The following is a 12,820-nucleotide window of genomic DNA, read 5'->3' as shown; positions in this document are numbered from 1 at the left end:
TTACAAGGGCGTCCGAGCCTGGTCCGACGCCAACGATTGAAAAGGTTGCAGCACCGTCATGCGCTCCGTGCCCAGCACCCAGGCAAACCCTGAGTACATCGCCAGCAAACAGGCCAGTCCAACAGCAATGAGCCACTTGGCACAGAGCATGCGCACCGGCACGGCGCGGACTTTGCCTGCCTCCGATGGCGCGGCCATCGAGAGCCGATCGCCCCGCACATGCCTGATCTGCCGGTACAGCGCGTCGCGTACCCCTTCCAGCTGAGCACCTCCCCGCTCCATCACGCGGTATTGGCCTTCGAACCCCAGCGACAGGCACAGGTACATCAGTTCCAGCATGGCCACGTGCTTGACAGGGTCGCGGGACAATCGCTCCAGCAGCAGGAAAAACTTCTCGCCGCCAAAGGTTTCGTTGTGAAAGCGACTCAACAGGCTGGACCTGGACCAGTCGCTGCAGCGGCCCCACGCGGTGGTGACCACCGCCTCGTCAATGACGCTGCACAGCACATAGCGCGCCGACATCACCTGACCTTCCTCACCCCCCAGGTGCAGGGCGTGCGCTTCAAACGTCGTGATGCCCGAAGACAACCGGTCGTTGAGGGTCTGCAGGCTTTCACGGCCGGAGCTGCCCTTGAGCTGCACCACCTGCGACAACAGGTCCCAAGCCGCCGCCACCAGGATGTTGGGACCCACAGTCAGACTCTGCGCGCTGTGCAGCCGGGCGGTATAGATCATCCTGTCCTCCAACTGCTCGAAACGCGGCGGCGATGGGAAGTCCGTCACCGCCCCCTGCGCCGGACCGCGTCCCTCGCGGTCAAGCAAGACGGTTTTTTCGTCCTGCGGGTATTCACTGTCCATCCTCATAGGGTTCAGTTCCTGATAGCCCAGAAGTTGAGTTCCAGCTCGTTAAACTCGCCGCTGGCATGCAGGGCGAATCCACCTGACTGCTCCAACTGCGCGATGTCCTGGGCGCTGAGCTCGAGCATGAAATAGGTCTTGCCCGCGTGGAACGGAATCTGTCGCGGCGCTACTGGCAACGGTTTGATCCTGATACCGGTGAGGTGCAGGTTGACCAACTCGCGGATGCGCTCCACAGGTCCAATCTTGAGATGCGCCGGCAGCCGGTGACGCAGCGTTTCCGAATCACACTGGGCGGTTGCCGCCAGGATGAACGTCGCCGTCCCCAGCAACTTGAGGTCACTCACCGGGCATACCAGCACACCGTACTGACGGGGTTGCAGCATCAACTCAATGGCATGCTGCTCCAGCACCATCGACAGCACCGCGCGCAGGCGCTCCATCAACCCGCGAAAGCTCGCGCCTTGATCACCATGCTGGTAACGCACCTCCAATTGGGCGCGCTTGCTGTCGGTGGCGAACGTGGCCAATTCCCCAAGGATCGACAGCAGCTCGCGATACAACGTTTCCGGGCGCACCTGGGCCTGGCTCATAAAGTGGCGCAACATCAATTCAGCGCGATTGATCAGTTGCAGCATCAGAAGATCGCCCACCTGCGCACCGGCCGACGCGCCATTACCCTGGATGCGCGCGGCAATCGCGTCTCCACGGCTGGCCAACAGACTGATGACCTCCTTGACGCACGACGACACATACCCGGCGCCCTGCAAAAAGATGAACGTCGGCACAAAATCGGTATCCAGTCGCACGCCGCCTTCACGGGTGCAGTCCAGCACCTGAGCGACCTGCAGCTTCACATGGAACGGATCACCGGAGTGCTCCCCCAGCATCAGGCGCAGGTCCGGACGCGCACAGCTGATCTGGCAACGGGCATCGACACCGGCATTGGAGTCCCCGATATCCATTTCACAGGCAACATAGCGCGCCAGGATTTCGTGTTGCTCCGGCCTGCGCACTTCAATCTGATTGTCGGTAACCAGCGGCAACGCCAGGTACACGGCTTGCCGACCGACGTTGGCAGGCACTTGCAATACCAGAGGTTCCATCGCGCCATTGAGTTCGAACAGGCTACCGTCCGGCAATAGGCCGCTGGCCTGGTTGACGACCACCTTGCCCAGGTTGAGGTACTGCACATCGATGTCCAGGGTCAGGAACCCCCAGGCGTCGCTGCCCAGCAAGCGCGTTCGGTTGAGCTGCTGATGATAGTAGCGGTCGTTGTGCTGCAAGTGCTGGGGCCGCAGCAACATGCCTTCCTGCCAGATAACGTTATGGATGTGCATCTCAATCCTCCGTCCGACCGGTCTGCGGGGCGGCCATGCGAATACCGTTCTGGTCCAGCATTATTCTGGCCCGCGTCCGTTGCTGGGGGGCAACAGGCAGCACCAGTCGCCATTGCACATGGGGCAGGTCGCGATAGGCCGCCAGTACGCCGACATAGCGGCTTTGGGGCTCGACACTGAGTTTGAGCATCAACCGTTCACCGGGTCGCAGCTCCAGCTCTTCGCTGCTGACCCAGTCCTTGGGCAGGGCCTGCTCGGCCCGTCCATAGAGGCTGAAAAAGTCGGCATTCTCGAATGCCACGGGGTGCCGCAGCGCAAGCAAATGCACCACCACCGGTGAAGGACGGCCATGAAGGTCGGGGTTGACCTCGTCACTGGCCATCAACGCCAGGTCCAGCTTGGTCAAGGTCGAAAAGGGTGAAACGCTGCTGCAGCCGGTCAACATGCCCAGTGCCAGCAGTGTTGATGCAACGGTGGTTAGATACATGAACGTCATCCCGGGTAAGCCGCATGCAGGCTAGAGACCAGGCGCACCTGCTCTTCGTAGGCCTTGCAAAAGTCGTTGCGTAATAATTGATCGCCCAACGACGCCTCGTCGGTCAGCCGTCGGTAATAGCGCTGGTACGCCCGCCAATGAGCGCCATCGGTGAGGAGCCTGGGCGGCTTGCCCTCGCGTTCGAAGCACAGCAGCAGATGACCTGGAGCAAAGGCCGCCAGCGCGCTGCGAACGACGGCACGGCAGGCCACCACCAAGGCCAACTGATGAATCTGCAGGTCCCGGCAGGCGTGGGCCACCGCCCGTTCGGGCGGCAGATGCCCCAACTCACCGTCCCCCAACAGCGCCGTCAAGGCCGTCTGGACGTCTGGACAATCCACCAACGGGTTCTGCCGCGTAAGCGCCGGGGAGGTCCAACCCAGGTGCACCTCACTGCTCAGCTCGTCGCGAGTTCGCAGGCTTTGCTGCAAACCTTCGATGGCTTGCCTGAACAACCCGGCCACCTTGATCGCAAGGGCTTCGCGACCCGACGTATCGAGCGCCCCCACCTCCATGCCCAACGCCTCGCCGAACTGCGCCCAGAACGTCTCAGGGACTGCGGATGCAGCCACAACGGGCTGTGCAGGTACTACGTCACTGACAGGCTCAGCCCATTGCGGTACGACCAGGTGGTCCTGGTCCACGGTTCCCGGAGAGAACGCTTGGGCGGTCGACTCCGTCAACGTGTTCAATGCCTCCAGCTCTTGCGACGACTCGCCGCGTCGTTGTTCGCGATCCAGTGCCTGAATCGGGTCCAGCCCCAGGAAAGCATCGTCTGGAATCACCTCGCTCCGCCCGAGCGGCGGTCGTTGATGCTCAATCAGTCGGGCACGAATTTCCAACGCCCCCAGTTGGTATACTTCTGCATCACTGATCTGCCGCGCGTGCCCCTTGCGCAAGCGCTCCAGGCTGCCGGATACGCCGATACCGTTGCTGCTGATATCCGTCAAAAAGTAATGGCCGCCGCGAAAACTGACCAAGCCATGGTGGCTGGATATCAAGCGTGCGGTGTCGGGGATGACCCAGTCACACGCCGTCCCACGGCCGATCACACCGCCGACACCATCAAAGGTTTTACGGGCTGGCGGCTCGCCACTGGCGGAGCACACTTCAAGCACTAACTGCATGGCAAGGCTCCCCTGTTCAATGGCCACGACGGCTCGCCTGGGGGTCACCCAGTGGACGGTAGTCAGCATCGTCAAAGACATAATTGGCGTTACAGCCACCCAGCAAACACAGCACAAGCGCCACGGCTTGCCACGGACGAAGAGGCATCAGGAATCTCCCATGAAAGTAAGGTGTCCACGCATACGCTATTCAGCATTCCTCTCGAACATCGCCAACCGGGATCTTCAAGCGTGCCAGGCGGTAGAGCAGCGTGCGTCGTGCGACACCCAACTCCCGCGCGGTACGGGTACGATTGCCACGGTTCTTGTGCAGGCAATCAATCAGGAACACCCGCTCCACTCGCTCCAGGCGTTGACGCAACGTTGCATCGACAGCATCGTTGGCGGGTGCCGGTGACAGGGGCAGGTGCGCCGGCAGGATCACACCGTCGTCACAGAGCAGTACCGCGCGCTCCACCAGGCATTTGAGTTCTCGCACATTGCCGGGGAAGCCATGGCTGGACAGTTGGTCCAACGCCGCACTTGACCAGGCCACCGCTACGCGACCCAGCGCAACGCAGGCCTTTTGCGCAAAATGCCGAGCCAACAGCAACGCATCGCCATCCCGTTCACGCAAGGCCGGTAACTCAATGGGAAACTGCGCGAGCCGGTAATACAGGTCCTCGCGAAAGCTGCCCTGGGCGACCATCGCGGGAAGATCACGGTGCGTCGCGGCAATAATGCGTACATCGACCTTATGGGCCGTACTGGCACCCAATGGGCGAATCTCGCCCTCCTGCAAAACCCGCAATAACTTGGCCTGCAACGACAACGGCATATCGCCGATTTCATCGAGTAGCAATGTGCCGCCGTGAGCGGTGTCGAACAAACCGGTGTAGTTGCGTTCAGCCCCCGTGAACGCCCCCTTGCGATAGCCGAACAGTTCGCTTTCCAGCAACCCTTCGGGAAAGGCTGCACAATTTTGCACCACGAAGGCATTACCGCTGCGTGGGCCGGCGGTATGGATGGCGCGCGCCACCACCTCTTTGCCGGTACCGGTCTCGCCATGCAGCAGCACGGTGTAGGGCGTATTCAGCACCTTGCCGATCAAGCGGCACGTTTCATCCATGGCCTTGCTGTTGCCGATCAATCCGAACCTGGCACAGGATCCCGGCGTGCGACACGTTGGCGGCGTGACATTCACCCCAGGACTCAGACGCTGCATCAGTGCAAGCTGCCTCAAGGCAAAGCTGCCCAGTTGAGTCAATGAGCGGGTGTAGTGCTCCAATTGTTTCGGACGCCGGCTGGCGCACAGCAACACGCCCGCGAGAGTCCTGTGCCGACCGAACAACGGCATGCACGTCAACGATTGCCAAGGCGTCGCCATCGCCGGAAGGAACTGGCTTTCATAGACGCTGTTTTCCAGATCCTCAAGACTCAAGGCTGTGCGCTGACTGAGCACATACTGCAACAGCTGCTCATGTTGGAAATCCACGCCTGAAGCCAGCTCGCCGGATGGCAGCTCCTCTGGCAAATGCTGGGCAATCAGTGCAAGCCGACCCGTCGCCTCGTCGCGCCAATACAACTGGCTGAGTTCGCACTGGCTCAATTGGGCTACCGCCGCGACACACAGGTCCGGCAAGGTTGTCGCGTCACCATCGATCCCCAGGCGGGTGAACCAACCCAGCATCGCGTCGGCGTACCCCGAAGGATGGGGCAACCGGTTGAAAGCATCTTCCGTCATTGGCTGACCTCACAGACAGGGCAACCGCTGCCATCCAGGCCGGCATGCACCCGGGACAGCGATTCGCCCCCGGCCATGGCCTCCAGCAAACGATCCGTCACCTGCGCCAGCAAGTGTGCGTCGATCCATTGATCGATAGAGCGGGCACCGCTGTCACCGTCAGCGCAACGCTCGGCGACACAGGCAACCAGTTCGGGGGTATAGCTGAAGGTGAGCTTGCGCAGTTGCAGCCTTTGCCCCAGGTGTTCCAGCTTGAGCCTTGCCAGGTCATGCAGGACTTCGCCCGTGATCGGGTAATACGGCACGACATGCATTCGCGCCAATAAGGCAGGCTTGAAGTGCTTGCGCAGCAACGGACGAATGGCTTCTTGCAGGACCTCCTCAGCAGGTCGCCGGTCACCTGCGCATAATTGACCGATGCACTCGCTGCCCAGGTTGGAGGTCATCAGGATCAGCGTGTTGCGAAAATCGATTTCCCGCCCTTCCCCGTCATTGGCCAGTCCCTTGTCGAAAATCTGATAGAACAGGTTCACTACTTCCGGATCAGCCTTCTCGACCTCGTCCAGCAGCACGACCGAATACGGGCGTTGGCGCACGGCCTCCGTCAACACGCCGCCCTCGCCAAAACCGATATAACCGGGTGGAGCGCCAATCAGCCGGGAAAGGGAATGCTTTTCCTGGAACTCCGACATGTTAAGGGTGGTGACAAAACGCCGACCGCCGTACAGCAGGTCGCCGAGGGCCAGGGCCGTCTCGGTCTTGCCCACACCACTTGGGCCAACCAGCAGGAATACGCCGACCGGGGCATCCGCCTTATTGAGCCCGGTGGCAGCCGCGCGCAGGTTGCGTTCAAGTATCTGCACGGCGTGCTCCTGACCGAGGATGCGCGACCGCAATGCATCGGCAAAGCCCAACACCCTTTCACTGCTTTCCAGGGCCAGTCGTTCGACAGGAATACCCGTCCAGGCGCTGACGACCTGTGCCACCAGACGTGGACAAACCTCAAGGCTGGCCAATGGCTGGCCGTTTTGTTGCGCGTGCAGTACCTGGCGCTGTTGGGCCAAGGCATGTTCAAGGGTGTCGGTGTTCTGCCCTGCACCACGAGCAGCATCCAATTGCTGGCGCAGCGCGAGTACCTGCTGCGCCGATGCTCGCTGTTCCAACCAGTGTTGCTCCAGATGTTCACGCTCGCGCGCCACGGTCTCCAGGCGCAGGTTCAACGCGTGCAAGGCCTGCTCGTCCACCGGCAGCCCGGCGTCCCTATCGCGATTCAACGCCTGGCGCTGTCGCGCGCCTTCCGCCTGCTCGGCGTAAAGGCGTTGCAATGCCTCGGGCGCCGTCTCCCAGCTGGTTCTCATGCGGGCGCAGGCGGTGTCCAGCACATCCACCGCCTTGTCGGGCAACTGCCGCCCAGCCAGGTAGCGCGCGCTCATGTGGGCTGCCGTGACAATGGCATCATCCCGCACATACACGCCATGGCTGCGCTCATACGCCGGAACCAGGCCGCGCAGGATCGAAACCGCCTGTTCAACACTGGGTTCGCCGACCTGCACGGGCTGGAAACGCCGCGCCAATGCCAGGTCTTTTTCGAAGTACTTCTTATATTCCGACCACGTGGTGGCGGCGATGGTACGCAACTCGCCACGGGCCAGGGCGGGCTTGAGCAGATTGGCAGCATCGGACCCACCTGCCTGGGCGCCTGCGCCCACCAGTGTATGCGCCTCGTCGATAAACAGGATCACCGGGGTTGGCGAGGCGTTGACTTCATCGATCACGCCTTTGAGGCGCCGTTCGAATTCCCCCTTGATCCCGGTGCCGGCCTGGAGCAGGCCCATATCCAGGGTCAACACCTGTACGTGTTTGAGCGGCTCCGGCACCTCTGCGCTGGCGATACGCAGGGCAAGCCCTTCAACCACGGCGGTTTTACCCACCCCGGCTTCGCCAACCAGGATTGGATTGTTCTTGCGCCTGCGCAAGAGTATGTCGATCAATTGGCGGATTTCGGCATCGCGACACAACACCGGGTCGATACCGCCCTCCCGGGCCTGGCGGGTCAAGTCATGGGTAAAACGCGCCAGCAACGCGTCGCCGCCCGGCACAGGGTCGAGTTCAGGCACCTGGCTCAACAAATAACTGCACACACGCTGTGCATCCAACCGGCTCAGTACCGCCTGATAACCACTGTCGGCATGTTGTAACGGGTGACGCAACAGCGCCAGTAACAGAGCGCCGTGATCAACGTCCGCCTGCCGAAGCTCCAGGCGGGCCACCATCAGGGCGTGCTGCAGCCATTGCACCAGGGCCTGGGCAAACACCGGATTACACGAGGCATTCGTGCCAGCTTTGGGGTGCAGGGCCGCCTGCAGTTCGCCTGGCTCGACACCTGCATCCACCAACGCCCTTACCAGAATACCGTGGGGGTATTCCAGCAGGGTCAGCAGCAGGTCCTCCACCAACACTTCCCTACCGCCGCGGGTCACGCAACGTTCCGCCGAGCGCTCAAGGTCTCGGCGCGCCTGGGGAGTCAATGTCTGGATAAGTTGCTGCAGGTCCACATTCTTCATAATCATTCATCCCTAATCAGCGTTGCTGGCCACAATGACCACACCGTCGGCACACCCATGGGCCAGCCAAGTGGTCCAGCCGAGGCGGCAGACGTTGTGTTCGCCGAGGTGCAACGGCCTGATCTCCTCCTTGAGCAGTACCAGACGCAGGTCATAGGCCAGAGGGTCGCGCACCGTCAGCCGCAGCAATGCGCACAGCAACGGGTAGTCCACACCCGTAGGTAGAAACTCATGGAAATGCTGCCAGCCCAGGTCCTGCACATGCACCCTGAACTTGCCGCTGCGGTCGGTGACCCGACAACCCAGCACCTGGTCATGACCGAGCACACTGTTGGTAGCACCCAGCCGATTCTGCTGGGGGACGGCAATGACCACCGAGCGTTCCACCCACTGCTCGACGAACAAGCGGGTGTGCTTGAAGTAGTAACGCAGCACCGTCTCGATCAAGGCTGCCGAATGGGCCCGCAGGCTGAGCAACCCCAGGTAGGGTAATAGCCGTTTGCAGTTCAATTGGGCAGTCGCGCGCAGGTGATGGCCCTTCAACCCGATCAGGGCAAACATCTGCTCGGAAAAGACATCCCGGGCGCCAGCCTGGAAACACGCCCGGTAGCGGTACTTGCGCCAGATCGGCAGCATCAGCCGCTGCAACCGATGATGAAACAGGTCGAGAAAGTCCCGGGTAGCCTGACCTCCCGCACCGTCAACAATCGCTTGCTCGCCATAAAATGCCGGCAATGGCGAACCTGAGCCGCACAGCACCAGCACGTTGAGGCAAAGACGGGCGCGCAATTGACCGTGTTCAACAAAAAACTCCACCCGTTCAATATCATGACCGGGGAAACCAAGACCTGGGTTGGCTTGAAACTCCAACTGGTCATACAGCGCGTCGTCATCCAGCATCGGATGAGCATCGCGTAAACGCCTGATCACCTGCAAAACCGCCTGGAACAGCGAGTATTCGCGGATGACGCTGGACAGTGCCGTCAAAGCAGGGGCTGCTGGCCCATCCGGGGTGGCCATAGGTACACGTCTCCTTGTGTGCTGATGACTCGCAATTCGTGATAGGTATTAAGGCTGGCGTAAAGCGCGAAGAATTCGTTGAGCACCGACGCGAACACAAACACCTCGCCCTGGCCAAGAAAACCTTGTGGATCAATCGTCAGGTCGATTCGTAAGCCCCTGACCGGCAAGCCACGGTGCAGTCGGTCGACAGCCGAGTGCCTGACGGATCGCAATGCGCCAAGCTTTCTCTCACTGACTTTCTGCGCCTGTCGGTCGTGGTAGCGCGGCAGGTCGTAGGTTTCGAGGATGACCTTCAAGGCATTGATGTCGGTCAATGACAGGTAGTTGAGCGACATGTTGCTGATGAGCCGCCAGAGAAAATCCTGCTCCAGGGGCGGCGAAAAACTCGCGGTCGGCGTGCAGATATTACGAAACGACAACCCTTCCGGTGTCTGCTCGCAAGGCTGGTTGATCTCCCCGATCTGAAGCAGCCGAGGCAGGTCGTGGTTGGTACACGTCAGCTCGACCGACAGGGTTTCCGGGCCAAGCTCCGGTGCATTGGAAAAACCTAGCCAGGTATCGAGGCCCGCGTGCTGTGCCGATGCATGTTGGCGAATGCTGTAGCTGGCGGAGGCCGCCGACAGTGCGTTATCGCTGTCATGCTCGAAGGATTCGAACGGTACGTAGGTCCGATACCCCGACCCGCCGGGACGCCAACCGGTGACACTGTCCACGGAAAATACACAGGCGTTTTCCCGTGAGTATTCCCCCGGTATCACCAGGTATTCGTCCTGCTTGCCGTCCAGGCGGATCGGTACGGCGTCATGTTTGAACAAATTGGCGATGGGCGTGCAGTACAGCTTCACGTTGTCCAGGGTGGGGTGATGGGGCTCATGCCATGGGTTGCGCAGTTTGAAACGCAGCACCACTGCACGCACCTGCTTGAGCAACTCATGGGGCAAACCGTGCAGTACATCCAGCCCCACCACATCGACAAACAGGTACTTGTCAGTAAAGGCGAAGTACTCCTGCAAATGACGATATCCATGAAAGGTGTTCATTGGATACGGAATCAATGCCTGCTCCTCGCTGAATCCCACGGGGCGTACCGGGTCGGCACCCAATCGCAACGAAAGGGGTTGCCCATCCTCGCCACTGAACGGCAGGCCATCGCGGCCCAACGGTAGCAACTCGATACCCTCGAGATGACGCAACAGGCTCAGGTACAACCCTTGGCCGATGTGGCGATCACCCGCCAGGTGCAGGCGTAGTTGATCGAACGTCCATTCACTGAAGTTGCCCTCGGCACTCATGCCCAGGTGCAGACTCAACAGCGCATCTTCACCCTGGACGCTGTAATCCAGGGCGCTCAGTTGCAGCGGCAGGACTTGGGTGGCGTAACAGGTACGGAAGCGGCAACGCTCGCCCTTGACGGCGGCACTTTCGACCGGGGTATCCCGCGCGACCATCACCCCAGGGCCGACGTGCTTCAACGGATCAAACTGCAAGATGCTGAACGCGGGCATCGGCCGCATGTAGTTGGGCCACAGCAAATGCATCAAGGAATGAGTCAGCTCAGGCAGCTCATCATCCAGTTTCTGGCGCAAGCGACCGGTGAGAAACGCGAAGCCCTCCAACAAACGTTCCACGTCCGGGTCCTGGCCTGGGTCGGCAAGAAACGGCGCGAGCGCAGGGTTGCGTTCAGAGAAACGCCGCCCGAGTTGGCGCAACGCACTCAGCTCGCTCTGGTAATAGCGATTAAAGGACATCCGGCAAAACCTCAACCCGTCCGGGCTCGCAGAGTCGTGCAACGAACACCACAGGCTGCTTGACACCCGCCGCCATCAGCGTGGCTTCAATGGAGAACGCCTGGGCCAGAGGGTCGTGATCACGCGGCAATGCCGTAACCCGCACCTGCTTCAATCGTGGCTCGTAGGCCCGTATGAATCGCTCTATCAACAAGCGCGACTGGCTTAATGACTCATGCAGGCTCTGGTTCATGTCATTAAGATCGGGCAAGCCGTAGTCCGGTAATGTCTGAACACTGCCCGCACGGATACTGAGCATTTTCCCCAGGTGGCTGGCAATGGACGTCACGCCACAGGCATGTACGGCCGCCGGGCGTTCGAGGCGCTCGAAAAGGCTATGTTTGTGGGGCATTCCCTGACCTTCTTTCATTCTTTGTCGAGCTTGCCAACCAGAGACAGGGTGAAGTCCGCCCCCATGTACTTGAAGTGCGGTCGCACACTCAGGTTGACGCGGTACCAGCCAGGCTCGCCCTCTACGTCACTGACAACGATGCGCGCCGCTCGCAACGGGCGCCGCCCACGCACTTCGGCGCTGGGGTTTTCCTGGTCGGCGACGTACTGGCGAATCCACTTGTTGAGCTCCAGCTCGAGGTCTGTACGCTCTTTCCACGAACCCAGCTGTTCACGCTGCAATACCTTCAGGTAGTGGGCCAGCCGGTTGACCACCATCATGTAGGGCAACTGGGTCCCCAGGCGATAGTTCAGCTCGGCGTCCTTGCCCTCTGCGCTGATGCCGAACTGTTTGGGTTTCTGCACCGAACTGGCGGAAAAAAACGCGGCATTGTCACTGCCCTTGCGCATCGTCAAGGCAATGAAGCCCTCTTGCGCAAGTTCGTATTCGCGGCGATCGGACACCAACACTTCGGTGGGAATCTTGGTCTCGATTTCGCCCATGCTATGGAAGTGATGCAACGGCAAGTCTTCCACGGCCCCTCCGCTTTGCGGACCGATGATGTTCGGGCACCAGCGGAACCGCGCGAAGCTTTCGGTCAGGCGCGTGGCGAAGGCATAGGCGGTATTGCCCCACAGGTAATGCTCGTGGCTGCTCACCACGTTTTCCTGGTAGGCAAAGGTCTTGACCGGGCACTCAAGGGGATCATAGGGCGTACGGAGCAGGAAGCGCGGCACGGTCAGACCGATATAACGCGCATCTTCGCTCTGGCGAAAGCTTTGCCATTTGACAAATTGCGGCCCTTCGAAATGGTCCTTGAGATCCTTGAGGTCAGGCAGTCCCGTGAAGCTTTCCAGCCCGAAGAACGCCGGCCCGGCTGCTGCGATGAAAGGCGCGTGCGCCATGCACGCGACGCTGGCAGCGTATTGCATCAGTTTCACATCGGGCGCGCTGGGGGACAGAAAGTAATTGGCAATGATCGCGCCCACGGGCTGACCACCAAATTGACCGTACTCAGCGCTGTAGACATGTTTGTACAACCCGGATTGAGTCACTTCCGGTGAATCTTCGAAGTCCTCCAGCAAATCTTGCCGGGAGACGTTCAACAGTTCGATCTTGATGTTTTCACGAAAATTGGTGCGATCGACCAGCAATTGCAAACCTTTCCAGGAAGCTTCCAGGGCCTGGAACTCCGGATGGTGCAGGATTTCATCCATTTGCTGGCTGAGCTTCGTATCGATCTCGGCAATCATTCGGTCGACCAGGCGCTTCTTGACGGGCTCGCCGTGGTTCTGTGGTTTGATCAACTCCTCGATAAAAGCCGAGACACCTCGCTTGGCAATGGCATAGGCCTCGTCATCCGCACTCAGCAGTGTTTGGGCAATGATGTTGTCGAGGATGCTGTAATCCTCACTGGTGTGTTCCGGTATCGGATTCTGTTGGGTGGTCATGCGGTCAGTGTCCTTTTACTG

At 60.4% G+C, this 12,820-nt stretch carries 11 protein-coding genes; all 11 read right to left on the bottom strand.

What is annotated here, in order from left to right:
* Genes icmH through tssC form a run of 11 tightly spaced genes read right to left on the bottom strand, consistent with a single transcriptional unit; the run spans nt 1 to nt 12,799 of the window.
* Nucleotides 1-864 (bottom strand): type IVB secretion system protein IcmH/DotU, encoded by an 864-nt coding sequence (icmH, locus tag AC07OT_RS27675; protein ID WP_495102348.1) that lies wholly within the window; start codon nt 862-864, stop codon nt 1-3.
* Between the two features lie 5 nt (nt 865-869).
* A complete protein-coding gene (gene tssK, locus AC07OT_RS27670) occupies nt 870-2,198 on the bottom strand; it encodes a type VI secretion system baseplate subunit TssK (RefSeq protein WP_495109566.1) in 1,329 nt (442 codons plus the stop codon).
* A gap of 1 nt (nt 2,199) precedes the next feature.
* On the bottom strand, nt 2,200-2,685 hold the full coding sequence (gene tssJ / locus AC07OT_RS27665) for a type VI secretion system lipoprotein TssJ (RefSeq protein ID WP_065942124.1): 486 nt from the start codon (nt 2,683-2,685) through the stop codon (nt 2,200-2,202).
* Nucleotides 2,686-2,690: 5 nt separating this feature from the next.
* On the bottom strand, nt 2,691-3,860 hold the full coding sequence (gene tagH / locus AC07OT_RS27660; protein ID WP_495109565.1) for a type VI secretion system-associated FHA domain protein TagH: 1,170 nt from the start codon (nt 3,858-3,860) through the stop codon (nt 2,691-2,693).
* 16 nt (nt 3,861-3,876) lie between these two features.
* A complete protein-coding gene (locus AC07OT_RS27655; RefSeq protein ID WP_083236517.1) occupies nt 3,877-4,008 on the bottom strand; it encodes a type VI secretion protein in 132 nt (43 codons plus the stop codon).
* A gap of 42 nt (nt 4,009-4,050) precedes the next feature.
* Entirely contained in the window at nt 4,051-5,583 is a 1,533-nt protein-coding gene (locus AC07OT_RS27650; RefSeq protein ID WP_495109564.1) for a sigma-54 interaction domain-containing protein, read from the bottom strand.
* Complete coding sequence (gene tssH / locus AC07OT_RS27645; protein ID WP_495109563.1) at nt 5,580-8,147, bottom strand: type VI secretion system ATPase TssH; 2,568 nt, start codon at nt 8,145-8,147, stop codon at nt 5,580-5,582. The genes AC07OT_RS27650 and tssH overlap by 4 nt, the downstream gene beginning before the upstream one ends.
* 12 nt (nt 8,148-8,159) lie before the next feature.
* Complete coding sequence (gene tssG, locus AC07OT_RS27640; protein WP_495109562.1) at nt 8,160-9,167, bottom strand: type VI secretion system baseplate subunit TssG; 1,008 nt, start codon at nt 9,165-9,167, stop codon at nt 8,160-8,162.
* Entirely contained in the window at nt 9,131-10,918 is a 1,788-nt protein-coding gene (tssF, locus tag AC07OT_RS27635) for a type VI secretion system baseplate subunit TssF (protein ID WP_495109561.1), read from the bottom strand. The genes tssG and tssF overlap by 37 nt, the downstream gene beginning before the upstream one ends.
* On the bottom strand, nt 10,908-11,309 hold the full coding sequence (gene tssE, locus AC07OT_RS27630; protein WP_065941989.1) for a type VI secretion system baseplate subunit TssE: 402 nt from the start codon (nt 11,307-11,309) through the stop codon (nt 10,908-10,910). Before tssE ends, tssF begins: the two co-directional genes overlap by 11 nt.
* Nucleotides 11,310-11,323: 14 nt before the next feature.
* Nucleotides 11,324-12,799, bottom strand: coding sequence for a type VI secretion system contractile sheath large subunit (gene tssC, locus AC07OT_RS27625; RefSeq protein WP_495109560.1), 1,476 nt, complete (start codon nt 12,797-12,799; stop codon nt 11,324-11,326).
* Between the last annotated feature and the right edge of the window lie 21 nt (nt 12,800-12,820).

The sequence above is a fragment of the Pseudomonas sp. GW821-FHT09C10 genome (assembly GCF_059418085.1).
This window is presented reverse-complemented; position numbering and strand designations above follow the sequence as displayed.

Bases quoted from the DNA above. Each gene is read 5' to 3' on its own strand.
- AC07OT_RS27655 (WP_083236517.1), bottom strand. From the start codon at position 4,008: ATGCCTCTTCGTCCGTGGCAAGCCGTGGCGCTTGTGCTGTGTTTGCTG.
- tssK (WP_495109566.1), bottom strand. From the start codon at position 2,198: ATGCACATCCATAACGTTATCTGGCAGGAAGGCATGTTGCTGCGGCCC.
- tssJ (WP_065942124.1), bottom strand. From the start codon at position 2,685: ATGTATCTAACCACCGTTGCATCAACACTGCTGGCACTGGGCATGTTG.
- tssG (WP_495109562.1), bottom strand. From the start codon at position 9,167: ATGGCCACCCCGGATGGGCCAGCAGCCCCTGCTTTGACGGCACTGTCC.
- tssH (WP_495109563.1), bottom strand. From the start codon at position 8,147: ATGAAGAATGTGGACCTGCAGCAACTTATCCAGACATTGACTCCCCAG.
- tagH (WP_495109565.1), bottom strand. From the start codon at position 3,860: ATGCAGTTAGTGCTTGAAGTGTGCTCCGCCAGTGGCGAGCCGCCAGCC.
- AC07OT_RS27650 (WP_495109564.1), bottom strand. From the start codon at position 5,583: ATGACGGAAGATGCTTTCAACCGGTTGCCCCATCCTTCGGGGTACGCC.
- tssC (WP_495109560.1), bottom strand. From the start codon at position 12,799: ATGACCACCCAACAGAATCCGATACCGGAACACACCAGTGAGGATTAC.
- tssF (WP_495109561.1), bottom strand. From the start codon at position 10,918: ATGTCCTTTAATCGCTATTACCAGAGCGAGCTGAGTGCGTTGCGCCAA.
- icmH (WP_495102348.1), bottom strand. From the start codon at position 864: ATGAGGATGGACAGTGAATACCCGCAGGACGAAAAAACCGTCTTGCTT.
- tssE (WP_065941989.1), bottom strand. From the start codon at position 11,309: ATGCCCCACAAACATAGCCTTTTCGAGCGCCTCGAACGCCCGGCGGCC.